The 26,469-nt window shown below is 68.1% G+C and carries 24 protein-coding genes; 23 read left to right on the top strand and 1 reads right to left on the bottom strand.

All coding sequences use genetic code 11. The features are described from left to right. The first annotated feature begins 57 nt into the window (after positions 1 to 57). Genes ACO2Q3_RS00850 through ACO2Q3_RS00835 form a run of 4 tightly spaced genes read left to right on the top strand, consistent with a single transcriptional unit; the run spans position 58 to position 4,799 of the window. Positions 58 to 2,388, top strand: a complete 2,331-nt coding sequence (locus ACO2Q3_RS00850; RefSeq protein WP_423304463.1) for a TonB-dependent receptor — start codon at positions 58 to 60, stop codon at positions 2,386 to 2,388. Between the two features lie 9 nt (positions 2,389 to 2,397). Continuing rightward, positions 2,398 to 2,712 carry a hypothetical protein gene (locus ACO2Q3_RS00845; protein ID WP_423304462.1) on the top strand — a complete coding sequence of 105 codons (315 nt, stop codon included), beginning with the start codon at positions 2,398 to 2,400 and terminating at the stop codon, positions 2,710 to 2,712. A gap of 4 nt (positions 2,713 to 2,716) precedes the next feature. Continuing rightward, positions 2,717 to 4,636: a hypothetical protein gene (locus ACO2Q3_RS00840; RefSeq protein ID WP_423304461.1), complete on the top strand. Its 1,920-nt coding sequence runs from the start codon at positions 2,717 to 2,719 to the stop codon at positions 4,634 to 4,636. 10 nt (positions 4,637 to 4,646) lie between these two features. Next, positions 4,647 to 4,799, top strand: a complete 153-nt coding sequence (locus ACO2Q3_RS00835) for a hypothetical protein (RefSeq protein WP_423304460.1) — start codon at positions 4,647 to 4,649, stop codon at positions 4,797 to 4,799. A 17-nt stretch (positions 4,800 to 4,816) separates the two neighbouring features. Here ACO2Q3_RS00835 and argE read toward each other — a convergent pair whose 3' ends face one another. Next, positions 4,817 to 6,022 carry an acetylornithine deacetylase gene (gene argE, locus ACO2Q3_RS00830; protein WP_423304458.1) on the bottom strand — a complete coding sequence of 402 codons (1,206 nt, stop codon included), beginning with the start codon at positions 6,020 to 6,022 and terminating at the stop codon, positions 4,817 to 4,819. A 211-nt stretch (positions 6,023 to 6,233) separates the two neighbouring features. On the opposite strand from argE, the gene ACO2Q3_RS00825 reads away from it, so the two are divergent. The 19 genes from ACO2Q3_RS00825 (at position 6,234) to ACO2Q3_RS00735 (ending at position 26,407) form a co-directional block, all read left to right on the top strand. Beyond that, the gene (locus ACO2Q3_RS00825) at positions 6,234 to 7,496 is read left to right on the top strand and encodes a flavin-containing monooxygenase (RefSeq protein ID WP_423304457.1); all 1,263 of its coding nucleotides are present in this window, start codon (positions 6,234 to 6,236) and stop codon (positions 7,494 to 7,496) included. A gap of 60 nt (positions 7,497 to 7,556) precedes the next feature. Continuing rightward, complete coding sequence (locus ACO2Q3_RS00820) at positions 7,557 to 7,973, top strand: RidA family protein (protein ID WP_423304456.1); 417 nt, start codon at positions 7,557 to 7,559, stop codon at positions 7,971 to 7,973. Further along, positions 7,970 to 8,647, top strand: a complete 678-nt coding sequence (locus tag ACO2Q3_RS00815) for a DUF1028 domain-containing protein (RefSeq protein WP_423304454.1) — start codon at positions 7,970 to 7,972, stop codon at positions 8,645 to 8,647. Before ACO2Q3_RS00820 ends, ACO2Q3_RS00815 begins: the two co-directional genes overlap by 4 nt. Before the next feature lie 124 nt (positions 8,648 to 8,771). Next, positions 8,772 to 9,695: a LysR family transcriptional regulator gene (locus ACO2Q3_RS00810; protein ID WP_423304453.1), complete on the top strand. Its 924-nt coding sequence runs from the start codon at positions 8,772 to 8,774 to the stop codon at positions 9,693 to 9,695. Between the two features lie 108 nt (positions 9,696 to 9,803). Then, positions 9,804 to 10,496: a GntR family transcriptional regulator gene (locus ACO2Q3_RS00805; RefSeq protein WP_423304452.1), complete on the top strand. Its 693-nt coding sequence runs from the start codon at positions 9,804 to 9,806 to the stop codon at positions 10,494 to 10,496. A 261-nt stretch (positions 10,497 to 10,757) separates the two neighbouring features. Beyond that, complete coding sequence (locus ACO2Q3_RS00800; RefSeq protein WP_423304451.1) at positions 10,758 to 12,494, top strand: hypothetical protein; 1,737 nt, start codon at positions 10,758 to 10,760, stop codon at positions 12,492 to 12,494. 17 nt (positions 12,495 to 12,511) lie between these two features. Further along, a complete protein-coding gene (locus ACO2Q3_RS00795; protein ID WP_423304450.1) occupies positions 12,512 to 13,042 on the top strand; it encodes an SCO family protein in 531 nt (176 codons plus the stop codon). Between the two features lie 504 nt (positions 13,043 to 13,546). After that, positions 13,547 to 13,984: an RNA polymerase sigma factor gene (locus tag ACO2Q3_RS00790; RefSeq protein ID WP_423305638.1), complete on the top strand. Its 438-nt coding sequence runs from the start codon at positions 13,547 to 13,549 to the stop codon at positions 13,982 to 13,984. Beyond that, positions 13,984 to 15,021 carry a FecR family protein gene (locus ACO2Q3_RS00785; RefSeq protein ID WP_423304448.1) on the top strand — a complete coding sequence of 346 codons (1,038 nt, stop codon included), beginning with the start codon at positions 13,984 to 13,986 and terminating at the stop codon, positions 15,019 to 15,021. Before ACO2Q3_RS00790 ends, ACO2Q3_RS00785 begins: the two co-directional genes overlap by 1 nt. A 90-nt stretch (positions 15,022 to 15,111) precedes the next feature. Continuing rightward, positions 15,112 to 18,063 (top strand): TonB-dependent receptor, encoded by a 2,952-nt coding sequence (locus ACO2Q3_RS00780; protein ID WP_423304447.1) that lies wholly within the window; start codon positions 15,112 to 15,114, stop codon positions 18,061 to 18,063. An 8-nt stretch (positions 18,064 to 18,071) separates the two neighbouring features. Then, positions 18,072 to 20,312 (top strand): alpha/beta hydrolase family protein, encoded by a 2,241-nt coding sequence (locus ACO2Q3_RS00775; RefSeq protein WP_423304446.1) that lies wholly within the window; start codon positions 18,072 to 18,074, stop codon positions 20,310 to 20,312. A gap of 192 nt (positions 20,313 to 20,504) precedes the next feature. After that, positions 20,505 to 20,804 carry a LysR substrate-binding domain-containing protein gene (locus tag ACO2Q3_RS00770; protein ID WP_423304445.1) on the top strand — a complete coding sequence of 100 codons (300 nt, stop codon included), beginning with the start codon at positions 20,505 to 20,507 and terminating at the stop codon, positions 20,802 to 20,804. Positions 20,805 to 21,022: 218 nt separating this feature from the next. Beyond that, entirely contained in the window at positions 21,023 to 21,505 is a 483-nt protein-coding gene (locus ACO2Q3_RS00765) for a MucR family transcriptional regulator (RefSeq protein WP_423304444.1), read from the top strand. Between the two features lie 78 nt (positions 21,506 to 21,583). Continuing rightward, positions 21,584 to 22,699, top strand: a complete 1,116-nt coding sequence (dinB, locus tag ACO2Q3_RS00760) for a DNA polymerase IV (protein ID WP_423304443.1) — start codon at positions 21,584 to 21,586, stop codon at positions 22,697 to 22,699. A 675-nt stretch (positions 22,700 to 23,374) separates the two neighbouring features. Next, positions 23,375 to 23,680, top strand: coding sequence for a DUF736 domain-containing protein (locus ACO2Q3_RS00755; protein ID WP_423304442.1), 306 nt, complete (start codon positions 23,375 to 23,377; stop codon positions 23,678 to 23,680). Between the two features lie 62 nt (positions 23,681 to 23,742). Further along, on the top strand, positions 23,743 to 24,930 hold the full coding sequence (locus tag ACO2Q3_RS00750; protein ID WP_423304441.1) for a DUF932 domain-containing protein: 1,188 nt from the start codon (positions 23,743 to 23,745) through the stop codon (positions 24,928 to 24,930). Between the two features lie 180 nt (positions 24,931 to 25,110). Then, positions 25,111 to 25,374, top strand: coding sequence for a helix-turn-helix transcriptional regulator (locus ACO2Q3_RS00745; RefSeq protein WP_423304440.1), 264 nt, complete (start codon positions 25,111 to 25,113; stop codon positions 25,372 to 25,374). Continuing rightward, complete coding sequence (locus tag ACO2Q3_RS00740; RefSeq protein WP_423304438.1) at positions 25,374 to 25,916, top strand: DUF2840 domain-containing protein; 543 nt, start codon at positions 25,374 to 25,376, stop codon at positions 25,914 to 25,916. The genes ACO2Q3_RS00745 and ACO2Q3_RS00740 overlap by 1 nt, the downstream gene beginning before the upstream one ends. Beyond that, on the top strand, positions 25,913 to 26,407 hold the full coding sequence (locus tag ACO2Q3_RS00735; RefSeq protein WP_423304437.1) for a S26 family signal peptidase: 495 nt from the start codon (positions 25,913 to 25,915) through the stop codon (positions 26,405 to 26,407). Before ACO2Q3_RS00740 ends, ACO2Q3_RS00735 begins: the two co-directional genes overlap by 4 nt. Positions 26,408 to 26,469 lie beyond the last annotated feature (62 nt).

Here is a 26,469-nt window from a genome sequence, read left to right as displayed (position 1 = left end):
AGGGCCCGGACTTTGAATTTCGCCGGACTTGAACTTGGAATGAGGGGGAAGAGAAGAATGACCACCGAACACGTCGCCACCCGGTCCTGGCGCGCCACGCGCGGCAGCGACCTGCGCACCACGCTCCTGACGTCGGCGTTCGCGATTGGCGTCTGCTCAGCGGCCTCGCCGGCGCTCGCCGCGGATCAGGCCGCGTCGCCCGCCGTCGGGCCGGCGAGCGCTGACACGGCGCTCGGCGAGGTGGTCGTCACGGCCCTGCGCCGGTCGACGACGGTGCAAAACACGCCCATCGCGATCACAGCCCTTTCCGGACGCGACCTGACCCACATCGGCGTCTCCGATGTGCAGGATGTCGCCAAGTTCGTGCCGAGCCTGCGCATCGAGGACAACGGCCCGGGCGCTCAGCGGCTGACCATCCGCGGCATCCGTACCGCGGGCGAGCCGACGGTCGGGCTCTACTACGATGAAACCCCCGTCGCGGGCTCGGTCGGCTTCTCCAGCGATGCGGGCGGCAACACGCCCAGCTTCGCGCTGTTCGATGTCGACCACGTCGAGGCGTTGCGCGGACCGCAGGGCACGCTCTACGGCGCCAGCTCCATGAGCGGCGCCCTCAGGGTCATCTTCAACAAGCCGAAGTCTGTGTACGAAGGCGCCGTCGAAGGTACGGTGAGCGGCACCGAGCACGGCGGCGTCAACTACATGGTCAACGGCATGGTCAACGTGCCGATCGTCGATGATCTGCTGGCGGCGCGGGTGGTGGGCTATACCGAGTATGCCGACGGCTACATCGACAACATCTTCACCCACCGCAACAACATCAACACCAACCGCACGACCGGCGCGCGGCTGATGCTGCGGCTGACGCCCACCACCAAGCTGACGGTCGACGCCAGCGGCGCCTTCGAGAACGTCGACGCCTATTTCGACGGCTGGGACGACCGGCTGGGCCGGTACCTGTACGATTCCCAGATCAGCCAGCCCTACAGGAGCCGCAGCCAGATCTACAACCTGACGGCCCGCTACGATACGGACGTCGCAACGGTCACGGCGGTGGCGTCCTACCAGCATCGCAAGTCGCTCTACACACCCAGCGACGACACCTTCTATGCGCAGTCGACCGCCAACCCGGGCGGGTGTGCGCTCAACTACAATGTCGACAGCTGCAGCAACGCGCAGCTCAATCAGTTCTATAACTATCTCTCCACGATCACCCCGACCGCCTTCCTCGTGCCCGGCACGACGCAGGATCTGACCGGCGAGCTGCGGGCGACCTCGAGCGGCGACCATCGCCTGAGCTGGACGGTGGGCCTCTTCGCGGAAGATCGGAAGGAACATGTGGTCAGCGAGGACGTCGTCGCCTCTTCGGTGACCCTTGCGCCCCTGCAGCCGCCCATGGTGGTCTACTACCGGCCGATCTCGGACCGGTACCGGCAGGTCGCCGCCTACGGGGAGCTGTCCTACAAGCCCATCGACAAGCTGACGCTGACCGCCGGGCTTCGGTACTTCCACTACAGCCGGACCGTCGCCGGCAGCACCGACGTTCCGTGGGGCCTGTTCGGCGAATACGCGCCGACGCCGACCTCGACGTTCGGGACGAAGGAGAACGGCACGCTGCTGAAGTTCAACGGCGAGTACCGCTTCAACCCCGACCTCATGGTCTACGCCTCGGCCTCGCAGGGCTACCGTCCGGGCGGCGCCAACCAGGTCGTCGGGCTCGCCACGCAGCTGACCCCCTACCGCGCGGACCACCTGTGGAACTATGAGCTCGGCGTGAAGTCGTCGTTCTTGGATCGCCGGCTGGTTGTCGACGCGGCCCTGTTCGAGATCGACTGGACAGACATCCAGGTCAGCGGTTTCACGCCCGATGACCTGCATGAATTCATCGCCAACGCCGGCGCGGCCCGGGTGCGGGGCGCCGAGTTTGAAGTCACGGCCCGCCCAACGCCAGCGCTGACGTTCGGGGCGAACCTGACGCTCCTCGACGCGAAGTTGACCAAGGGCGAGAGCTCGTCGGTGATCGTCTCGCCGGGCCAGGCCGGCGACAGGATGCCCTTCATTCCCAAGGTCATGGCTGACGTGAACGTGGAATACCGCCGTCCCTTGGGAGACGCCTGGAGCGGCTATGTCCGCCTGGACGCCAACTATGTGGGCGAGTCCTTCTCCACCTTCGGTGTCACCGATCCCGACCGGCTCCGGATCAAGGCCTATGCGCTGGCCAACGCGCGCATCGGCGTCGATGGGGACAAGTGGAGCGCCTACCTGTTCGTCAACAACCTGTTCGATTCCGTCGCCATCAACCAAGCGTCGCAGATTGCCTATCCCCACTCCTACAACGTCACCAGCGCCACGCCTCGGACGGCCGGGGTGGGGCTGCGCCGCCGCTTCTAGGGGCGCGACGTGATCTGCTGCGCCCTTGGCGTCTTCATCCTCAGCCAGGTCTACAGCGTGCTGGCGTGGCTCTTTCCGCGCCTGCCCGGCGCAGGAACGAAGACCAGGGACGACGCTGCGGCGGCCTGGACCCTGGGCGCCAGCCCGCCGGCGGCCGCCCGTCGGTGGGTAGGTTCCTGGGAAGCACGGCTCACAGGCGGGCTCGCGCTCGTGCTGTTGGCGGTGGTGTCGAGTTTGAGCGTCCGCACGCTGGTTCCCGACCTTGGCCCGATCTGCGGCCACGGCTGGGACCTGGCCGTGCGGCAATTCTGGAAAGACTTCTGATCGCATGTCTGTCGACGTCTTTGAAGCGAACGCCCTGGATCCCATCCGGTCTGGAGGCACGGGGCCGATCACGCGGCGTCACATCTCGCGCACGATCGGCCTTTATTCCATCGTCCTGTCGGTCGGCTTGGCGCTGCAGTACCCCGGAGCCTCGCCGCACCTTCGGGTGTTCGGCCAGGGGCTGTGGCTCCCCGGGGGCGGGTTCATAGCCAGCGGCGGCTGGCAGGCGCTGCTGTTTCCCCTGACCCTGGTGCTCTTCGCGGTCGGGATGTTCGCCTGGTTCGGGGCGGGCTTGGTCGTGGCGCCGCTGCTCGTATGGTTCGGCGCCGCCCTGGCGGCTGCCCTCCTCGCGCCGCCGGATCCCTGGACCCTCGGCCCGGTCGTCAATCTGGCGATCGTCGCGGCCTTCGTGGCCTGGCGTCTTACGGTCCGGGCGAGGAGCAACGCCGCTGGACGGAAGACCTTCGAACGCCGTTCCGAGGCCTTGCCGGCAGCCTTCTCCGCCGCGCGCGAACACTCCGTGGCGCCGCCCAGCCTGCCGGAGCGCGAACTGACGGTCGAGCAGCTCGCCTCGCTGCGCTATGCGCTCGACCGGGCCCTGCAACCGATCGAGACCTGGAACGGCTTCGAGCGGATCGACGAGTTCCAGTCGGCGGCGCGGCGCTATCAACTCAACGGCCTGGGCTACGCGCTGAGCCTGTCACAAGCCCAGTACACGCCAAGCTTCCACGGGTATCTGTCGCAGGCGCAGCGGAACCTGATCGACCGCTATCGGCAGCCCGAGGTGTGGCGCTACTGGATCTATGAGTCGATCGGCGGGCACTTGAACCTGACCAACTTCGACCCGGCCGGCAAAGACAACATCATGCTGACGGCGTTCTACGCGCAGATGATCTGCATGTACATGAGCGCGACCGGTGACCGCCGATACATAAAGCCTGGAAGTCTGCCGTTCCGGCTGAACGGTCGAAAGACCTATGAACACGACATCCATAGCGTCATTCAGTCTCTGCTGGATAACTTCAAGGCATCTCCCTACTGCCTCTATCCGTGCGAGCCGAACTGGGTCTATCCGATCTGCAATCACTACGGCATGAGCGCCTTGAAGATCTACGACCGGCTGTTCGGCTCCAATCACGTCGAGAGCGTCTTCCCGGACTGGCTGCGCGGCGTCGACACCGAGTTCACCGCCGTGAACGGCTCGGTCATCGGCGTGCGGTCGAGCTACACCGGCTTTGAATTCAGGTTCCCTGCCGGCGACCTTGGACTGGCCGTCATCACTAACGGCTTCATGCCGCACCGGGCCTGGCGCATGTGGGCCACGGGCAGGGGAGACCTGCTGCGCCAGATCGTTCCGGGCGACGACGGCCTTGCGGTGTTCCGGACCAGCGGCCCGGGCTTCGACGGCGGCAACTACCGCACCGGCCACGGCCGGGCGATGGCGGGCATCGCCTACACCGCCCGGGAGTTCGGGGACGAGGAGATCGCCACCGCCGCCTTCAACACCCTCGACAGGATCGGCGGGCGCCGCGACGACGGCGGGGTGCTTCGCTTCACCGAAGTGTCCAACCTCGGCAACGCGACGGCCGTGCAGGCTCGCGTCGGGCGCCGAAACTTCTGGGGCGACGCGATCGCCAAGGGGCCGCCTGCGCACATCTACAAGGCGCCGATCCTGGCGCAGGCGGACTATCCCGCCGTGCAGGTGGCCCGCGCCTACAGCAGCGGCGATGACCTGCAGCTGGTGCTCCATCCGGGTGTGGGCGCCGCCAAGCAAGTCCTTGGCTTCGAGCGTCTGCAGCCCGGGCGTCCCTACGCCGTCACAGGCGGCCCCGGCGGGAGGCTGGTGGCCGATCGGGACGGCCGCGCGACGTTGAGTGTCACCCTGACAGGGCGCACGGCGCTCGTCCTTCAGCCCGAGGCATGAGGAGGCTGCGATGCTGAGCTATCTTCGCTACAATCTGCGCTCTCCGTCGTTCTACGTCTGGGCCTTCAGCTTCTTCCCCCGCATGATGGCGTTCCTGTCAGGGGCGGGCCACAACCGTGGCTCAGCCACCGATCTGGCGCTGTTCCAGCAGGAGCGCTGTTGAGCAGTCCCCCAGGGTATTCACAGGGGCCGGTCGATCGATAACCGTTGCAGCAGGCGTTGCAGCATCGCGTCGCATTGGGCGAGCTGATCGAGCGTGACGAACTCGTCGGGTTTGTGCCCCTGGTCCATGGAGCCCGGGCCGCACACCACTGTGGGGCATCCCAAGGTGTCCCGGAAGAGCCCGGCCTCCGTGCCGAAGGAGAGCCCGATGCGGTCGTTGCCGCCCAGAAGTGAGACGATGTCGCCGAGATCTCCCGCAGGGGTGTGCAGTCCGGGATAGCCGCCGGTGACCTCGATGATGATGTCCGCCGCCGCATCGCCGCAGCGGGCGAGGATCTGGTGGGCCTCCTCCCGGATCCGGTCCAGGATCGTCTCGGCGGCCACCGTCGGCAGGTTGCGTATCTCGAAGTCGATCACGCACCGCGCCGGCACGATATTGAGCGCGACGCCGCCGCTGATCAGTCCGGCATGGACTGTGGAATAGGGCAGGTCAAACAGCGGCTCCAGGCCGGTTTGCGTCGCCAACTCGGACTGGCAGGTCCGCAGCGCCAGGACCAGGTCGCTGGCCAGGTGGATCGCGTTCAGGCCCTGCGGCGCCAGGGCCGAGTGAGCCTCCCGGCCGAGGCAGACCGCGCGGGCCGATAGCTTGCCCTTGTGGCTGGTGGCGACGCGCATCGAGGTGGGTTCGCCCACGATGCAGAGCGCGGCGGCCACGCCCTGGCGGTGCAGTTGCTGCAGCAGCGGGCGCACGCCCACGCAGCCGATTTCCTCATCGCACGACAGGGCGACGTGCAGGGGCCATTTCAAGGCGCGGGGATCCACCGATCGCGCGGCATTCAGCACACAGGCCACGAAGCCCTTCATGTCCGCCGCGCCGCGCCCGTAGAGCCGCCCGTTACGCTCGACCAGGCGAAAGGGGTCACTGGTCCAGGACTGTCCATCGACCGGGACCACGTCGGTGTGGCCCGAAAGCACGATCCCTTTGCGATCGAGCGGTCCGATTGAGGCGAACAGGTTTTGCCGGCCTTCGCCGGCCTCCACCACGGCGACGTCGAAGCCAGCGTCGAGCAGGATCTTGGCCGCATGGCCGGCGATGGCCGCGTTGGATGTGCGGCTCACCGTCGGCATGGACACCAGGCGAGCAAGGATTTCGCGGCTAGACAGTCCGGCCTCCAGGCAAGTTTGCCACGCGGCCTTCGCCGCACGCGGGTGAGCGGTCGCCATTGGCGGACGCCACCGACGCGAGCAAATCGCAAAAAGCGAGGATCTGCCGAGCTTTCCCTGAAGCGATCACAGCGAGCTCGACTTTTGGAAATCCTAAGCAGAGCTGCGTGAAATCATTATTTGAAGGACGCAGTAGTCCACCTAGCAAGATCACCAACTCACGCCTTCGGGGCAGAGTGTCCTGTCATGAGGCTAAGCTGGGTATCCGGGGATGTCAGTAGAACGCGTTGACACGCTGGTGGTAGGCGGCGGTCAGGCGGGTATTGCCATGAGCGAGCACTTGAGCCGCCATGGTCTGCCGCATCTGGTGGTGGAAAAGGATCGTGTCGCCGAGAGCTGGCGCACACGTCGCTGGGATTCCCTGGTGGCCAACGGGCCGGCCTGGCACGACCGGCTTCCCGGCATGGCGTTCTCGGACCTGGATCCGGACAGCTTCGCGCCGAAGGCTCGCATCGTGCAGTATTTCGAGGCCTACGCCCGGCAGATCGCGGCGCCGATCCGCTGCGGGGTGGCCGTCATCGCCCTGCGCCGAGGCGTCGACGGCGAGGGATTTCGCGCCGAGACAACCGAGGGCGTTATCGAGGCGCGGAATGTCGTCGCCGCCACGGGACCTTTCCAGCGCCCCATCGTGCCCGCCATTTGCCCGGCGCACGCCGACGTCGTTCAGCTGCACGCCGCCGCCTACCGCAACCCCTCGCAGTTGCCGGACGGCGCCGTCCTCGTGGTCGGGGCGGGGTCATCGGGCGTGCAGATCGCCGAGGAACTCGTCAGGGCCGGGAGGCGGGTCTTCCTCAGCGTGGGCCGCCATAGCCGGCCGCCGCGCCGCTACCGGGGCCGCGACTTCTGCTGGTGGCTGGGCGCTCTGGGGCACTGGGATGCGAAGGCCGCGCAGTCCGGGTCGCAACACGTCACCATCGCCGTAAGTGGAGCCTATGGCGGCCGCACGATCGACCTGCGTGAGCTGGCCGCCCAGGGCGTGACGCTCGTCGGGCAGGCGCAGGGCTGGCGCGATGGGGTGATGAGCTTCGCGCCGGACCTGGCGGCGAACATCGCGCTGGGTGACGCCGACTTGCTGTCGCTGCTGGACGAAGCCGACGCCTATGTCGAACGGGAAGGCCTGGTCATGCCGCAGGAGCCGACGGCCCGGCTTATCGGGCCGGACCCGTCGTGCGTCACGGACCCCCTGCTGGAACTCGATCTGGCGCGGTCGAACGTAGCGGCGATCGTCTGGGCCACCGGATACGCCCCTGATTTCAGCTGGATGAGGCTGGATGCGTTCGACGACCGCGGCGGCCCTCTCCATCGCGACGGTGTTGGCGTCATCCCAGGCCTCTACTTCCTCGGGCTTCCCTGGCTCTCGCGCCGGGCGTCTTCGTTCATCTGGGGGGTCTGGAAAGACGCGGAGGCCCTGGCCGATCACATCGCGCAAAACCGCGCCGGCGAGCGGCCGGGCAGACCCCATGCCCAGTCCTGAAGCTGTGCGGCCGCGGGCCGGTCGGCCCGTGCGCCTCGACCGTCGCCATGGAGGCAGGCTTTGACAACCCACATCCGGATCCGTCCCTTCAACACCCGCGACACCTATCCGGAGCAGAACCTCGACAACGACCTCTGCCAGGCCGTCGTCGCGCAGGGGCGGATGGTGTTCGTCCGCGGGCAAATCTCGCAGGATCTCGACACGCGCGAGAGCCTGCACGTCGGCGACGCAGGGCTGCAGGCCCGTCAGGCGATGCAGAACATCAAGACCCTGGTGGAGGAGGCGGGGGGCGAACTAGACCACGTCTGTCGGGTGGTGGTGTACCTGGTGGACGTCCGCTACCGCGAGGCGGTCTACCGCGAGATGGGCCGGTTCCTGCAAGGTGTCTTTCCCGTCTCGACGGGCCTCGTGGTCACGGCGCTGGCCAGGCCGGAATGGCTCGTCGAGATCGAGGCGACGGCGGTGATCCCGCAATGACCTTCTCGATAGTGGCGCGCTGCGAGCGCACCGGCATGTTCGGCGTGGCGATCTCATCCTCCAGTCCTTGCGTGGCCGCGCGGTGCGCGCACGCCAGGGCCGGCGTGGGGGCCGTCGCGACGCAGAACATCACCGATCCGCGGCTGGGACCGGCGGGCCTGGAGCGGCTCGCGCAAGGGCTCTCGGCCGACGCGGCGATCGCCGCCCTGCGCAACTCGACGGGGGCCAGCACCGCCTTTCGGCAATTGGCCGTCGTGGACGGGCAGGGGCGTGCGGCCGCCTTCAGCGGCGAGGCGTGCCTTGGCCTCTATGGCCACGCCGTCGTCCCGAATGCGGCCGCGGCCGGCAACTTGCTGGCCGGCGGCGACATCCCGGCCGCCATGGTCGAGGCGTTCGCCCGGCGACCGCAAGATCACCTCGCCGAGCGCCTTCTGGGCGCGCTCGACGCCGCGCTGGCCGGCGGGGGTGAAGAGGGCCCGATTCACTCGGCAGGCCTGCTTGTCGTCGATGACCAGGCCTGGCCGCTGGTCGACCTGCGGATCGACTGGGCCGAGCAGCCGCTGTCGGGGCTGCGCGAGCTGTGGCGGGTCTGGCGCCCGCAGATGCTGGACTACGTCCGGCGCGGCCTCGATCCCGCCTCGGCGCCCACCTTCGGGGTTCCGGGCAATCCCTAGCCAGCCGCCCATCCCTTCCGCCTTTGACCGCGGTCCGGCGCATTCGGCGAAGGCCGGGGGTGTGCAAACGGCATCGCCTGTCGCTAGCTTCCTCCTCCGCAGGTTCGACGGGAGGGGCGGCGCCGTGCGCTTCACGCTTAAACAACTCTCCTATTTCGTCGCCGCCGGTGAGACCAACAGCATCACCCTTGCGTCGGAGCGGGTGCACATCTCACAGCCCTCGATCTCGTCAGCGATATCCCAGTTGGAGGCGGAGTTCGGGGTTCAGCTATTCTTCCGTCACCACGCGCAGGGGCTGTCACTGACGCCGGCCGGCGAGCGGATGCTGGTCGCTGCGCGGCTTCTACTGAAGGATGCCGAGGGTCTGCACGATCTGGCCCACGAGATCACCTCCACGGTCGCGGGCCCGCTCAGAATCGGCGCGTTCAGGACCTTCGCGCCGCTGCTGTTGCCGGACCTCTGTGCGGACTTCGCGGCCGCGTACCCCAAGGTCACGCTGGAAATGATCGAGGACCACGAGGCGGAGCTGGTCGCCAAGGTCCGCAAAGCGGAGCTGGATGTGGCCCTGACCTATGAACAGCAGGGTGATGACCTGCAGTTCGAGCAACTGGCCCTGATGCCCACCTATGTGCTGCTGGCCGCCGATCATACACTCGCGAGCCGGGGCAGCCTCAGGCTCCAGGACCTGGCGGGCCAGCCCTTTATCCTGCTCGACCTGCCCGTCAGCAAGGACTACTTCCATTCGCTGTTCGTCCGGGCGGACGTGCCGCTCAACGTGGTCGCGCGCAGCGACCAGCCGGAAACCGTGCGCAGCTATGTTGGCGCCGGGCTCGGCTTCTCCCTTCTCACCGCCCGGCCGAAGAACATGGTGGCGCTGAACGGCAAGGCGCTGGCCTATGTTCGGCTGGAGGACGACTTTCCGCCGATGAAGCTCGGCATGATCTCGGCCAGGAACATCCGCAAGACGCCCGCGGTCCTGGCGTTCGAGGCGCATTGCCGGCGCAGTGTCACCACCGCGGCGATCCCGGGCATGACCAGCTGGCCGTAGCGCCCGGGTCCGCCCGGAGCGCAGGCTGAGGTCTGGACCACAGGCGCACGGAACCGCATCCTGTGCGCGTGCGCGAGCGCCAATCGATGCGCTGAGGACCCGGCCAGCTTGACCACCACGGAATCGAACACAGAGGCCGCTGCCGGCCCGCCGGCGCAACGGCCGCACAACGATGGGGCGGCGGCGCGCGTCTGGCGGACCGTGATCCGCGGCCTCTACACCGGCGAGTTCCGACCAGGGCAGCGGCTCACCGAGATCGCCCTGACGCAACGATTCCAGGTGAGCCGCAGCTCGGTGCGCGAAGCGCTCTCGCGGCTGGCCGCCGAAGGGGTCGTGACCCTGCAGCGTCACAAGGGGGCCGTCATCCGGGCGGTGGACCGGCAGGAGCATCTCCAGACCCTTGCCGTGCTGGACGTGCTGATCGGTCTGGCGGCGCGCCTCGCGGCCGCCAACACCGCAGCCGGCGAAACCCGGTCTCTGGCGGAGGCGGAGCTTCGCCGCCTTGCGGCCCTGCCGGAGCGCTTCGATGCGTTCGAGTTCGCGCAGGAGCGTAACCGCTTCTACCGAGTCCTCCTGCAATTGGCGGACAATCCGGTCCTGCAGCAACTGATGCAGCAGGTCGGCACCCATACGATGCGCGTCCAGCTCGCCGGGCTTGAGCACCGCGCCGTCGTGGTGGCCGACTACATCGCCATCCTCGCCGCCATCGTCGCCGGCGATCCCGATCGCGCCGAGGGGGCGGCGCGGGCGCACGTCGCCCACAATGTGCGCGAGATTTCCCGCACGCCGGTTGGAGGCTGAACGCCGCGGGTGGCGCTAGCCTGCCGCGGCGCCCCATCTGCGGATCGCGGGCAAAATTGTCTGACAAGGTGCGGAAGAACCTCGATGACGACACCGCGCCGACCGCGTCGCCTGCAAAGCATTCGGCGTGATGAGGAGTGCTGATCCGAGCGCAACCACGCTGATCAAATTGGGATGGGGGTCCATCTTGTCAGACAATCATCCCGGGCGTAGCGTGGCCTCGAGCCATTGAAGTGGCGGCGCCAGATGCGGAGGAAGACTGTGACCGCCCTCGAGGTTCCGCTGCGCCCTGAAGCCGCCGGCCAGCCGGCCGCCTCGCCGTCGACGCCTGGATCCGGATCGCGGGCCGGGCTTGCGGCTCGCGCCCGCGATGAGTTCGCCGATGCGCCCGTCCTCGACGAGAAGGCGACCGGGCACCTGCGGCATGTCCGCAACGTCCTCTGGCGCGAAGACGGCGACTGGGGACCGATGCTCAGCAACGACTTCACCCAGCTCGGCGAGTTCACCGCCTACTACTACCAGCTCTCCGGCATGGCGCACGTGCTGGCCCAGGGCTACCAGCATCACCTGACGGCCGCGCCGGGCGTGTTCAGGGCGGACATGGATCGTGCCATCCACAAGCTGCAGCACCCCGACGTCTGGAGCTATTGGTTCGCCGTGAGCCAGGGCAGCCCGGCTTGGAATCCGGACCTGACGGCGCCGCAGACCCCTTGGTGGGACCCGGTAGTCAAAGAGAACGTGATGTATAGCGGCCACCTCAATCACGTGACGGCGCTCTACGCCTACCTCTTCGACGACGCGAAGTACGACGAGGTCGGTTCGCTGAGGTTCGAAGGCTTCCAGGATTTCGGCTTCGGCAAGTCCGTCGCGGAGTACAGCCTGCTCACGCTCAACGACCTCATCTACTGGCAGCATGTCGAAAACGGCTACATGGGCGTGGCCTGCCAGCCGAACGAAGTTTTCGTTACCTGCAACCAGTTCCCGCTATGGGGGCTGAAGTGGCAGGACGCCCGCCTCGGCGGCTCGCGGGCGGACGAGGCGGCGGCGGGGCACTTCAAGGCCTGGGAGCGCTTCGGCGCCTATCGGCGCGGCCAAGAGACCCCGTTCCTGTGGCTGGCGGCGCAGAACCGCATCGCGCCAGCGCGGACTCCCGGAAGCACGGAGCCCGCGCCGGGCAGCTTCTACGTGGCCTCCCCCTGGAGCTACTGGGCGCTGCACGGGGCCAACCCGGACTACGCCCTGTCGACCTATGACTACATCACGGCCGCGGCGCTCGACCGCGACGGCGAGGGCTCGCTGGTCATCATCAACGAGCGCGAGATGGCCGCCGACGGCAAACGCTACGGGCGGGGCGCGCGCATTCTGGGGGGCGAAGGCGCGCCGGGGGTCCGTGAATATTCCGGGCCGGACCCGCGCCACGCGGGCATCTGGGGATGGTTCTCGCTGATCCTGTCGGAAGGGGGCGACCCGCGTCTGCCAGAGATCCTGGACTACGTCGATCGCAACATGAACCCGACCTGGAAGGACGGCGGATACTACTACCCCCGCAACGATGACACCTGGGTCGACGGCAGGTTCGTCGGCGTGACTCCGCTCTCCGGGAACGCCAACTTCGCCTACGCGCGCCTGAACAGACGGGGCGGCCTCAACCAGCTGTACAACGCCGACTGGGCGCGCACGCGGCTCGCGCAGCCGCACCTCGCCGATGTGTCACGCGAGATCGATGTCGCCCGCGCGGCCTTCCTCGCCGATCGCAACGCCCTGGTGGTCACGGCGCGCCCGCCGCATGGGGCCGCCGGCGGCCCGGCTCGCTTCGCATTCGCCAACGTCCGTCGCCAGGGCCTGGACTGGACGCTGGAGGTCGATGGCGTCGAGCTGGCGCACGGCGCCCCGCACGCAACCGAGACCCACGCCAAGCAGGTCTGGTTCGAGGATGGGGCGCTGGTCGTCGAACTGCACGTGTCCCGTCCGGTCGACCTGGTCCTGCGCTGGGTTTAAGGGCAGGGGGCGTCAACATGACCCAGATCGTCCGACCGTCGGTGAAGCTTGGCGGCGCGTTCCAGCTCACCGACCACAACGGTCGCACGGTGACGGACCGCACCTTCCTGGGGTCCTGTCCACTGATCTTCTTCGGCTTCACGCACTGCAAGGTGGTCTGCCCCGAGAACCTCGGAAAGCTGTCCCGCGCCCTGGGGCTGATGGGGCCTGTCGCCGAGCAGCTGCAGCCTCTCTACGTCAGTGTCGATCCAGAACGGGACACGCCTCAGGTGATGCGGGCCTTTCTGCAGAGCCGCTTCCCGCGGTTCCTGGGGCTGACCGGCGACCGCGCGCAGGTGGACGCGATAAAGGCGGCCTACAAGGTTTATGCCGCCCGAGAGGCGGCCGACGCGGACGGCGCGTACGACGTTCCCCACACCGCGATGACATTCCTCATGGGGGAAGATGGCGGCTACCTGACCCATTTCAGCGATGTGGCGACTGCCGAGGATATCGCCGCGCGGGTAATGCAAATCCTCTCGACGAGAGGCGCAAGCTCACCGGCGTAGTACGGGACCAGCTTTCATCGGGGGAGCCTGGCCACGCTGGGTCAGGATGATCGGCAGTTAATCACCCCGCCGACGCCGAACCGGAGAGGGGGACGTCTCAGGCGGGTGAGGCGAGCCATTGCTGGAGCATGCTTCGTCGGGCGCCAGCTAAGCTTCGTGCTGGCAGGACTGCGCATCTCGACCGTCGGAGACGACCACTGGTAGGGGCGGCCCTGGGTTCGCCGACATCGGGAGGGCAAGGCGGCCATGGAGAGTGGCGTCAAGTTCGCGACGGCGAAGCAGTGCCGGTCGCAAGAAAAAAGGCGGCGTGCGGCTTGAGGAGCGCTGAGGCTTGCGCGTCTTCCTCTCCCCTGCAGCCTGCGCGTGGCAGTCTGCGGGCCGGGGTTTGAGGGCGCATGCAGGCTTCCAACCAGCCGCACCGGGAGACGCGGGAGGCGCTCGTCGCTCGGCTCGATGCGCGCTTCCGAGGCCCGTTGATGAGCTTCTTCCTCCGCCGGATCGGCGATCGCGCGGAGGCGGAGGACGCAGGAGACCTTCGTCCGACTTGTCGCCTCCATCGAGCGGGAGCAGCCGGAGGATCCCGAAGCTTTCGTCTTCAAGGTGGCGACCAACCTGCTTCGCGACCGAGGCCGCAAGGCGGTGGCCCGCGGGGGAGTTGCGCTGCGCGACGTCGATCAGAACCTCGTGAGCGAAGTGACCCGGGAATTTCTGGAGGATCGAAACCCCGAGCGCGTCTTACTCGCCCGGACCGAGGTCGCCGACGTCATGAAGGTGCTGGATGAACTCGGCGAGAAGGTGCGCGACGTCTATCTGCTGCATCGCCTCGAAGGGCTGAAGCACAAGGAGATCGCCTTGCTCTACGGGGTCAGCGTCTCGGCGGTCGAGAAGTACGTGATGAAGGCGATCCTGCATCTCGCGACCCGGTTCGGAGGCGAGGCCTGATGCCGAACAGCGTGCGAAACGAGGCGGCCGCCCGGCGGCTCGTGGAGGCGAGCGCCTGGCGCTCTCGCCTGACCGAGCTTGGTGTCGAGAGCTCCGAGGGGTTCGAGGCGTGGATCTCCGCCGACCCCGCGAACACGGCGGCCTGGGACCGGGTGCAGGCCGGTTGGTCGGCCGTGGGGGAAGCCGCGGCGTCGCCCGAGCTGATGGCCGCGCGCCGTGACGCCCTGAACCGGGCGCGCCGGCAGAGTCGGCGTCGCAAAGGGCGAGGCCTCGTGTGGGCGGCGGCCGCGGCCGCCTGTCTGGTGCTCGCGGCCGGCGCGGGCGGCGGCCTGCTCGTGGCGACGGGGCGAGTGGCGGTGCCTCGGACCTACGAGACTGCTCGCGGTGAGCGCCGGGTCGTCACCCTGGCGGACGGCTCCCGGATCTCCCTGGATTCCGGATCGAAAGTTGTGGTCCGACTGAGCCGCGACGCGCGCCGCCTCCAGCTCTTCTCCGGGCAGGCCCGTTTCGATGTGGCGCACGACGTGACGCGGCCGTTCTCCGTTCGGGCGCGCGAGCAGACTGTGGTGGCCACCGGCACAGCCTTCAATATCGACCTGGCGGGGCCAAGGGTCCTGGTCACGCTGATCGAGGGGCGGGTGACGGTTCTGGGCGTCCGGCCGGCGCGCAACGCGGCGCCGATGACCCGGGGCCCGGGGGCAAGCCCCACGGGGTCGGTGGTGCTCACGCCCGGGCAGGAACTCGTCTCCGAGCCGCAAGCGCCGTCCCGCATCGAGGTGGCGAGCCTCGATCGGGTGACCGCCTGGCAGGCGGGTCAGCTGATCTTCGAGGACGAGCCCTTGGCCAGCGTCGCGCAACGCATCAGCCGCTATGCCAGCGCGCCGGTGACGGTGGACCCCTCGGCGGCGTCGCTGCGGATAAGCGGCGTCTTCAACGCCGGCGATGTGGGGAGCTTCGTCGATACCGTGGAGCGCTATCTCCCGGTTGAGGCCACGGAGGATCCAGACGGCAAGGTTGTGATCCGGCGCAAAAAGTGACGAAACCGCGACGGTTTCGTGAGGGAAGGGGCAAGTCGCGCGTCCTCCACCCCGAACCGCATGCGAGCGGCTGGACCATCGGGGAACAAAATGGGGGCTCTTCGTAATCGTCGTCGGCTGCTGACGGCTACGGCCTTGATCGGCGGCGCGCTGCTTTCCGCGCTTGCCAGCGCGGCTGCGGCGCAGCCGCGGACCTACGATATTCCCGCGGAGACCCTGTCCCGGGCCTTGCGGGACTACGGTCGGCAAACCGGCCAGCAGATCATCTTCACCGAAGACCTCGTGCGGGGTCGTCAGGCGCCGGGCGTCAAGGGCGCCTTCGAGCCCGCCGAAGCGCTCCGCGTCCTTCTTAGGGGCTCGGGCCTTCGGGGAGAAACGACCCCGGCCGGGGTCGTGATGATCGTGAGGAACGCCGTGCCCCCCCCGGACGCCGCGGCGGCCGGCGCTGCCAATGAGCCGGCGCAAGTCAGCGAAGTGACGGTCACGGGCAGCCACATCCGCGGCTCGGCGCCGGTGGGTTCGGAGCTGATCGTGGTCGGTCGCGCGGAGATGGACCGGCGGGGCTACATCACCCTCTCGGACGTTCTGCATGGGCTTCCGCAGAATTTCCGTGGCGGCATCGGCGAGAACACCGTCATCGGCGAGGCCAGCTCGAATATCTCGGGCGCCACGGGTGTGAATCTGCGGGGATTGGGCTCCGACTCCACCCTGGTGCTCGTCGACGGCCGACGGCTGCCGGTCGCCGGGCTCGACGCGAACTTCACCGACCTGTCGTCCATCCCCCTGGCCGCGGTCGACCGGGTGGAGGTGCTGGCGGACGGCGCTTCGGCGGTCTACGGCGCCGACGCCGTGGCGGGGGTGGTGAACGTCATCCTCAAGAAGGACTTCGAAGGGGCCGAGACCCGGTTCCGCACCGGCGTGGGCCACGGCGACTTCAATCAGGTCCTGGCCTCACAGACCATCGGCTACAGCTGGACCGGGGGGAGCTTCCTCGGCGCCTATGAGTACTTCTCGCAGGACCGGCTGCGCTACACGGACCGCCCGTTCACCCGCAGCCAGGACCTGCGTCCGCTCGGCGGCTCGGACTTCCGGCGGCCCTATTCGAACCCGGCCAACATCTTCAACCTGGCGTTCCAGCCGGTCTTCGCCATCCCGGCGGGTCAGGACGGGCGTCATCTGACGGCGGGCCAGTTGATCCCTGGGCAATTGAACCTTGGGGATGGCAACTGGGCCTTGGACCTCTTCCCCAAGCAGGAACGCAACAGCCTCTACGGGCATCTGCGGCAGCAGGTGAGCGAGAAGGTCGAGCTCTTCGCCGAAGCTCGGTATTCCCGCCGGGTCTTCGATCAGCGCATCGGGAGCTTCTTCTCGCCCATCGTGGTGCCCTCCACGAATGCCTTCTTCGTGGATCCCCTGAACCAGGGGCTGACCATCCTGGGCTATGACTTCGGGAAGGATTTCGGCCCGACGATCGGGCACGGGACGACGCAGTCGTACGGAGGGGCGGCCGGCGCCGAAGTGCGGCTTCCCCGCGAGTGGCGACTGAACGTCTACGGCGCGTCCAGCCGGGAGCTCACCGTGCGAACCAACGGGGCCGTCGACTTCGGCCAGCTCGCCGTCGCCCTGGCGGACTCCAACCCCCAGACCGCCTTCAATCCCTTCGGCGACGGCTCCTTCACCAATCCCCAGACCCTCAAGGCCGTTTACGGGACGAGCAAGTCCCACATCGACTCTACGGTCTCGTCCGCCAACGCGGTGGTCGATGGGCCACTCGCGCGGCTTGGGGGAGGGGACCTCAAGGTGGCGGCCGGGCTCGACTTCCGAGAGGAGCGCTTCAGAGACTCCTTCACCGGTCCGGGTTACGCCTCCGACAAGCGTCTGCGTCGCGAGGTCTACGCCGCCTTCGCGGAGCTCGATGCGCCGCTGGTGTCCGCCGAGAATGCGCGCCCGGGATTCCAGGGCCTGAACCTGTCGCTCGCCGGACGCTACGAGCACTATAGCGACGAGGAGCTTGCGCCGACCCCGAGCCGGCGCCCGGACGCCAACAGCTTCAATCCCAAGATTGGCCTTTCCTGGTCCCCGGTCGTCGGGCTCGAGGCCCGGGCTGCGTATGGTCGCTCGTTTCGCGCGCCCAATCTGACGACGCTTGGGGCCACCCCGAGCTCGGGGCTGCTGGCCCTGACGGACCCCAAGTCTCCCACCGGCCAGACCACCGTCCTCATTCTGGACGGCGTGGCGCCGGATCTGAAGAACGAGACCTCACGCAATTGGACGTTCGGCCTCGCCTATAGGCCGCCTTCCCTGAAGGACCTGCATCTCAGCCTCACCTACTTCGACGTGGACTTCCGAAACCGGGTGAGCTCGCCGGCGGCCGTCGGATCGGTCCTGATCCAGGAGGCCCAATACGCCTCCATCGTGACCCGCAACCCAAGCCAGGCGCAGCTTACTTCGCTCTGCTCGGCGCCGGGTTTCTCCGGCGATCCGGCGAGCTGCACGCCGGCGATCGTGGGCGCCGTCGTCGACACTCGGCTGCAGAACGCTGCGCGGAACCGGACGAGGGGCCTGGACATTGAGGCGACCTATGGGTTCGAGGTCGGCGCGGCCGGACGGATCGATCTGAGCCTGAACGCCAGCTACCTGTTCGAGTACAGCCAATCCTTTGGCGCATCGTCCCGGGTCGTCGAGCTGGTGGGGACTGTCCACTATCCGGCCCGCCTGAACATGCACGACAGCGTAGTTTGGACCTGGGGAGCGTTCTCGACCTCAGCAGATGTGAACTTCACCTCCGGCTACAAGGACACGGTGAGCGCGCCGGCGCGGGACGTGGACTCCTTCACCACCGTCGACCTGGGGCTCACCTACGACCTTGGGGCGAGCCATCGGGATCGGCGATTGGAAGGCCTGCGCCTCTCCATGAACGTCGAGAACCTCTTCGATGCTGACCCACCCTTCGTGAACAACACGGACGGGGTCGGCTACGACGCCGAAAACGCCGACCCACGCGGCCGCTTCTTCTCCGTCGCCCTGACGAAACGCTGGTGAGGCAAATGATGCGTAGTGTGGTTTTCGGGCTGGCGTTCGCCGCCGCCCTCGCGGGGGCGGCTGCGGCGGCGCCCGCGGAAGGTCGTGCGCCGACCGTGCGCGACATCGTCGAGATGACGCGCCTGATCGATCCGGACGTCTATCTTTCGGCCTTTGGGCCCGAAGCGGTGAAGGTTTCGGGCGATGGCCGCTGGTTCGCCATCGCCACGGAGACGGGCGACCTTGCGGCGGGACGCAATATCTACGTCCTTTCGGTCTATGATACGGCGCCGGCCCTGGCCTATGTGGATGGTAAGGGCCCGAGGCCCACGCCCCGCCAGGTCCTGCGGACCACCTCGGCGGACAACATCGAGGCGATCAGCCAGCTGACCTGGCTGTCAGACGGCCACACCCTCGGCTTCATCGCATCGGTGGACGAGGCTCCCGCCCAGGTCTTCGCCTTCGACCCGGTTGCTGGGGGCCTGCGGCAGCTCACCCACCACCCTCGGCGCGTCACGGACTTCCACGTGATTCCCGGCGTCGACCGCGTCGTCTATGTCGCCACCGTCCCCAATGTGAACGAGGAATGGTCGAAGACATCGTTCCCGCTTCGAAATCGGAGCGTGCACGAGGTCCTCCAGCAAGGACGGGACCGGATCCAACCCCGCTACCAGCTCTATGCCGCCGACACCGACGGAAACGGCTCGCCGAAGCCGTTGGGTGCGTCGTTCGAGGACTTGTTCGAACCTCTGTTCCGGATGTCCCCCGACGGGCGACACGCGCTCGCCCTTCGGCCGTTCCGGGCGGATCCGGCCTGGGCCACACTCGCCTCCGGCGGTCCAGGCTCAGTCCCTGTGGTGACGCCCTGCGGGGTGAGCGGGAGTTGCGCCCGCCAGTTCGTGCTCTACGACCTCGCGACCGGCGCCGAGCGTCCGCTCGCGGGCGGCCCCGTCGGCCCCCTCGGGCCCTGGGCCGCGGGCGCACCTGGCATCGCCTGGCTGGATGCGCATCGGGTCGCCGTCGCCAACATCCGGATGGGCGCGGCGGGGGAGGGTCCCCCCGCCGATCCCGCGATCCTCGAGGCCGACGTGGCGACGGGCGAGACCAGGACCGTGGCGAAGCTGTCAGCGACCGGGCCGCGGATCACAGGGCTGCGCGCGATCGGCGCCGATCGCATTGTGGTGACGGTTCCGCAAGCGGACGGCGCGGCGGCGCAAGAGGTCACCTATTCCCGCGCGGCAGGCGGCTGGAGCGCCGCCACCGTGGAGGCGCACAGCTCCACGGAGCGTCTGCGGCTGGCCTTCGATCAGGACTATGACCGCGTTCCCGAGATTGTCGGTCGTGACCTCAAAACCGGCCGTTCCCGCGCGATCACCGACCTCAACCCGCAGTTCCGCGGCATCACCTTTGGCCGTCAGGAGGAATTCCATTGGCGCGGCCGCGACGGGCAGGATTGGTCCGGAGACCTCATCCTCCCGGTGGGCTATCGGCCCGGCGTCCGTTATCCCCTGGTGGTGCAGACCCACGGCTTCCAGCCGCACGCCTTCGTCTTCGAGGGCGCCGCGCCTGGGCCGTTTACGGCCCAGGCCCTGGCCGGCCGTGGCTTCGTCGTCGTGCAGATGGGCGAGCTCCACAAGGGTGGCGGCACGCACTTCGAGCTGACCGCCGCCCAGGCCGGGATCGAGGGGATCATCGACACCCTCGACGCTCGGGGGCTGATCGACCGCTCGCGTGTCGGCCTGATCGGTTGGAGCTACACGGGCATGTTCGTCGACCAGATGATGGCCTTCTCCACCTATCCGATCGCAGCCGCCACGACGGCGGACGGCGATAGCGTCACGCTGTTCGGCTACGGCGGCCAGGTCGGGCGGGGGGATGGGGCGAGCGGACTTGAATACTACGACAGTCTGATGGGCGACGCCCCGCCAGCGGGCGAGGGCTTGAAGCTTTGGCTCGCCAACAGCGCCTTCTTCCATCTCGACCGCGTCCGCACACCCTTGCTCATCGAGCAGCTCGGCGGGGATTACCTTTCCCCGGCCTGGGACACCTATGCCGTGCTGAAGCGCCTCGGAAAGCCGGTCGATTGGTACATCTATCCGCGCGGCACACACGTGTTGGTGAAGCCCCTGGAGCGCCTGGCCTCCCAGCAGTTGAACGTCGATTGGTACAGCTTCTGGCTCCAGGGCTACGAGGACCCCGATCCGGCGAAGGCCGATCAGTATGCGCGGTGGCGCCTCATGAAGCAGCAGTCCGGCAAGGAAGGCCGATAGCGACCGGGTCGTCGGGGTCTGGCATCAGGATGCTCGCGACTGGCTTGTCCCACGAAGATCGGCCTGTCGCAGCCAGGCTCGATCGGAGCGGCATGGTCGATGAGGTCATGCTCAAGGCCTTCTTCAATGAGGCCTTCCCTCTGAGGCGGCTTGACGCGCATCCGCCGCGAGTAGTGAGGGCAGGGCGACGTCATGAGAATTCGGCGAGTTGCAATCCGGCGGGTCCCGCTTCGGGCCCAGGACGCCGAGGCCCAGATCGCCGCCGTTAGGCAAGGGATCGGCCTGACAAGGCTACCCTGCTTCGTCGGCGACCCTGACCCTCTGCTGCTGCAGGCTCCGGGCCTCGCCCCGCGTATAAACGGCGCGCTCTGGATGCTCACCCATGGCGAGACGCGCAAGACTAAGCGCGTGCGGCTGTTCGTCGAATTCATCTCGGACCGGCTGGGCAACTATGCGCCGCTGCTCGCAGGGTTGTCCGTACCAAGCATCTGAACTGGCGGATCGCCAAAGTGACTGATCGCGCCACTCTGCTCTCTATGGGCGAGGATGCTGAGAAATGGCGCCGGGCGGCAGCAAGATATTCAATCGATCCCAAGCTTCATGCGTATTTCGGAGACGCTCGCCGCGAAGAATAGGTTGCTGGGCGGCTTGATTTGTCCGGCCCGGAGGCTTCACTCTCGTGCGCATTGAACAGTTTTGGGAGCGCGCTGGTGGCCGATTCGGAACGACTGCAAGAACTCGTGGCCGAGGTGGCCGCCGCCTACTTTTCCAACTCACACGTCACGCCTGCTGAAATCCCGACGGTCGTGCAGCAGATCGCGTCCAGCCTGGCGGCGGTGAAGGCCGTGCCGGAGGCGGGCCCGGAGGATGGGGCTGTGGAAGCGGAGGCGCCGGCCGCGGCCAAGCGCATGCCGGTGGGGCAGGTGAGGAAGTCGATCACGGCCGAAGCCCTGGTCAGCTTCGAGGACGGCCGGCCCTACAAGACGCTCCGCCGTCACTTGGCCACGCGCGGGCTCACGCCGGAGCAATACCGGGAGAAATGGGGTCTGCCCGCCGACTATCCGATGGTGTCGGCCAACTACAGCGCCGCCCGATCGGCCATGGCGAAGAGTCTGGGTCTTGGCCAAAAGGGGCGTGGCGGCGCGCCCGCGGCTCCGAAGGCGTCCAGGTCCAGCCGCAGGAAGTCGACCTGATCGGCGGGATGAGGGCCTGTCAGCATTGGGCGGGCGGCGGTTCAGGGCCTGTTCGTCGCATGCTAGCGTCGGACAGCCATGTCCGAGCCGCCCAGGAAGATCATCCACGTCGACATGGATGCGTTCTACGCATCGGTCGAGCAGAGGGATAACCCCGACCTGGCGGGCCGCCCGGTGGCGGTCGGCCACGGCGCCCGGCGCGGGGTCGTCGCGGCGGCTAGCTACGAAGCGCGCCGGTTCGGGGTGCACTCCGCGCTGGCGTCGGCGACGGCGCTGCGGCGGTGTCCGGAATTGATCTTCGTGCCGCCACGGTTCGATGTCTACCGGGCCGTCTCCGCCCAGATTCACGCTGTCTTCGCCGAGTTCACGGACGTGGTGGAGCCACTTGCCCTCGACGAGGCCTATCTCGATGTCAGCGCCAACAAGGCCGGCCTGCCGACCGCGTGGCTGACCGCCAAGGCCATCCGTGCGCGCATCCTGGAGGAGACGGGGCTCAATGCTTCCGCGGGTGTTTCCTACAACAAGTTCCTGGCCAAACTGGCGTCAGGTCAGCGCAAGCCCAACGGCCAGTTCGCCATCCAGCCGAGCGAGGGGCCTGCATTCGTGGAGGCTTTGCCGGTGGCGAAGTTCCACGGCGTCGGCCCCGCGACGGCGGCGAGGATGCACGAGCTGGGCATCGCCACCGGGGCGGACCTGAAGGCCTGGTCGCGCTCAGACCTGCAGTCGCGCTTCGGCAAGGCCGGCGCCTGGTACTATGGGATCGCCCGCGGCGAGGACCACCGGCCGGTCAATCCGCACCGCGAGCGCAAGTCGTCCGGATCGGAGACCACCTTCGACGACGACTATCTGGACCCCGCCAGGATCGAAGCCGGCGTCCTGGAGATGGCCGACGACGTCTGGGCCTGGTGCGAGAGGACCGGCCAGTTCGGGCGTACCGTGACCGTCAAGGTCAAGTGGTCGGACTTCCAGCAGTCGACCCGTCGACAGTCCTTCGCCCGGCCGGTCGGCGCTCGCGAGGGCTTGCGGGCGGCCAGCCTCGGACTGATCCGTTCGTTCTTCCCTCCAGCACGGGGCGTACGCCTGGTTGGCGTCACCGTCTCCAACTTCGACGCCCGGTCGCCGGCGCCGATCGACGGCGATGCGGTCCTGGATCTGCGGCTGGACCTCGCCCCCCTGTCCGCCCAAGGGACGTGATCCCGCCTGTCCGGAGTTCCCAGACCTGAGGACGACACGCGGGGCTACGACGGCGCAGAGGGCGGCGTTGATTCCCAGGGGAGTGGTCGCGGGCTGATGTTGGTGGAAGGGCTGTGCGGCGGGCGGCTTTGGGCGCCGGTGTCTGGGCGGCGTGGAGCGAAGGGCTTAGGCGTCGGCGAGACCACTCCCCGACGTCGATGCGGCGAGATGTGGTCGCTTCTGCCGGACGTTTCGCGATGTCGCGGGGAGGTGTTCGGGCGGCGGCCGGGCGCGCCGGCGGCGTGCATTGTCCAGTCCATGTCCTGCGCCGCGGAGGGCTGGGCGAGTGGATGGGCGCCGCCAGCGGTTCGGCGTCGAAACGCTCCCTTGCGGTCCTGGTGATGGCGGGGTGACTGTTGTGGTCCCGTGTCTGGCCGCACCGGCTCATGCGGTCTCTCTGGCCTGATCGGGCCGAAGGGTTCGGGGCTGGGAAAGCCCCCGATCGGTCTCCGCAACAGCGGCGCCTCTGTTTCTTCCCCGGCGCTTGAGGCGCCTCCTCGCGAGACAAGAAACGCCGGCTCTGCCGTCCTTCGCTGACGCTGCGGGCCTGCGGCTGCGGTCCCGACCGCCCCTCGTCCTCCTGATCGCCGTCGAGGCCGCGATGAGCGCGGTCCGAAGCAGACAGGAGATACCTCAATGGCCACCATCGGAACCTTCACCAAGAGCGAAGACGGCTCCTTCTCGGGCTCAATCAAGACCCTGACGCTCAACGTCAAGACCGCCCAGTTCAAGCCCGTCGAGACGGACAACGACAAGGGCCCGGACTACCGCATCTTCGCCGGCGCCACCGAGTTCGGCGCGGCCTGGAAGAAGACCTCCCGCGACAACAACAGCTACCTGTCGGTCAAGCTGGACGACCCGAGCTTCCCCGCTCCGATCTTCGCCAGCCTGGTGGACGCCGAGGAAGGCTACAGCCTGATCTGGTCCCGCCGCGCCGCCTGACCGGGCCTCAAGCGCCCCGCCGCCGGCGGGGCGCGCCACCCTCCAAATCAAGGATCAAGACCATGCAAGCCATGGACAACCAAGTTGCGCCCGGCGCCCAGGCCCATCGGGTCGATATCAGCCGAGGCCGGAACATCTCGCGGGTTTCGTCGGAGTGGTTCTCCCGCAGCGACGACGAGCGGTTCCTCTCGCTCGACGACCTCTACGCGTCGGTGCGCGGTCGCGCGGAACGGTCCCGGACCCAGGTCATCGAAAGCGCCGCCATCCGGGTGATCGCGGGCCGCGACGATGCCGAGACCTTGCGGCTGGAGCTTCCCGGCGGCGCCGAGCCTCTGTCGCCGACGCACTGGAGCTTCGGGCAGCTCGCGAGCCTGGTCGGCGCGCCGGCGGCCTATCTGCGACAGCTTCCGGCCTCCCTGGCCGGCATCAATCTGCAGTACGGCCTGACCAATCATCGCGCCGAGCAGGTCAAGACCCTGCAGACCGACGACGGCCGACTGGAACTCCGGGCCGTCACCGGACCAGACTATGGGCGGATCTTCGACCACGAGCTGGTGTCCGCGGTGCAACGCATCGCCGGGAACGGTGTCGGCGATACGCGGTGGAAGGTGCCCGGCGTGCTCGACTGGTCGACCATGACCTACAATCCGATGGTCGACGTGACGAAGGAGACCACCACCCTCTACGCCGGCGACCGGGACGTCTTCATGTTCCTGGTGGACGATCTCAATCCCATCGAGGCTGGCAAACTGGCCGACGGAGCGCCGGATCTCTACTTCCGCGGCTTCTACTGCTGGAACTCCGAGGTCGGCTCCAAGACCCTGGGCCTGGCCAGCTTCTACCTCCGGGCGGTGTGCCAGAACCGCAATCTCTGGGGCGTCGAGGACTTCCAGGAGCTCACCCTGCGCCACTCCAAGTACGTGGCGAGCCGCTTCGCCCACGAAGCCGCGCCAGCGCTCGACGCCTTCGCCAACGCCAGTCCGGCGCCCTTCATCGCCGGCATCCGCGCGGCGCGGGACAAGATCGTCGCGCGTGACGACGACGACCGCCGCGCCTTCCTGAAGAGCCGCGGGTTCAGCAAGGCCGAGACGATCAAGGTGATCGACACCGTCCTGGCCGAGGAAGGCCATCCGCCGCAGAGCGTCTTCGACTTCGTGCAGGGCATCACCGCCGTGGCGCGGAGCAAGGCGCATCAGGACGTCCGGCTGGACCTAGAGACGAAGGCTCGGCGGCTGCTGGAAGCCGTCTGATCGCGTCCCTGGCCCGGCGGCTTCCCCCGCCGGGCCAACTCTCTGTGGCGGGCGGCGCAGGGGTGGCGAAAACCGGTCCCCCCAAGCTTCGCCATCCCCTTGAAGGGGTCGGCTCCGATTTCCTGGCCGGGACGCCGAGGCCTTCGCCGGCCACGGCCCCACACAGCCAGGAGCCGTACTGTGAGCGACATCGCCGCCGCCCTTCCGCCCCGCTACCTGAGGACCCCAGAGGCCGCGCGCTTCCTCGGCCTATCAGGACGGACGCTCGAGAAGCACCGGACCTACGGGACGGGGCCGACCTACAAGAAGATCGGCGGGCGCGTGGTCTACGCCCTTAGCGACCTGCAGGCCTGGGCGGAGCGCGGGACGAAGGCCTCGACCAGCGATCCCGGCGTCGGCCGGGTGTTCCCGGCCAGGCGCCACCCCAACATCGGGGCGCGCTGATGGCGCCGGTCAATCCGTCGCCCGTGGCGGGCCGCGCGGCCTCGGCGTTGCCGCCAGGTCTGGTTGGGCGGCCGGGCGCGGCAAGCCTCACCTGGGCGGAGCTGGTGCATCAGCCGGGCGTGGTCGAGCGGTGGATCCGCTTCGGCGCTCCTGCCGACGAGCTGATCCTCGACCGCCGCACACGCTTCCTCGGTTTCGCCCCAGGCGCCGTATTCGGATTCGTGCGGTGGGCGGCCGGCGACTACGGCACAACGGTTTCGCGCATCGCCATCTTGCGGACCGTCCCGAGGGGAGGCGCGATCACGACGGCGGCCGGCGTTACGCCAGGTGGCGAGGTGTTGCTGAACCTGTCGGGCTGGCCCCGGGTCCAGCAGGTCCTGGCGGCCATCGACCAGGTCGAGGACCTCGGGCTCGATCCCTCGGCAGCCTGCGTCGACCACTGGCGCGTGGTTCACCACCGCCTGTCCGTCGGTCTGCCGGTTCGAGCCTACGCCCTTGATCGCCATGCGGCCTGGCTGGCCCGGCGAGACCTTCAGTCATGAAGCGCATCGCCATCCTCGGCGTGGCCGCCATCGCGGTGCTAGCCGCCCCCCCACCTCGTCCCTGGCTGATCTGGAACGCCACAGCCAGCGCGCCCACAGGCCTCTATCGGCTTGCATCGAGAGACCCGCTCAAGCGCGGAGACCTTGTCGTCGTCCAGCCACCGCCGGCGCTGGCGCGTTGGCTCGACCTGCGCGGCTACGCTCCCCTGGGCGTCCCGCTGATCAAGCACATCGCCGCCTTGCCGCCGTCCACCGTCTGCCGCACGGGCGCCACGGTAGCGGTCGACGGACAACCCATCGGGCTCGCGCTGCCGCGTGGCCGGCGTGGGGAGCTTCTGCCGCGCTGGAGTGGATGCGCGCGTCTGGGAGAGGGCGAGGTCTTCCTTCTCAACTCCGCCCCGGGCTCCCTCGACAGCCGCTACTTCGGTCCAGTGCCACGGTCCGCTATCCTCGGTCTGGCGGCGCCTCTGTGGGTGGAGAGGCGGTATTGAGCCGGCAGCTCCCTTCCGTCCTTGGTCATGCTCTCTTGTTCGATCAAGGGATCGACCGCTCC

This window comes from Caulobacter sp. KR2-114, assembly GCF_049446115.1.
Lineage (GTDB): Bacteria > Pseudomonadota > Alphaproteobacteria > Caulobacterales > Caulobacteraceae > Acaudatibacter.
The sequence above is the reverse complement of the archived record's forward strand: the minus strand, read 5'-3'. Positions and strand labels throughout refer to the sequence as shown.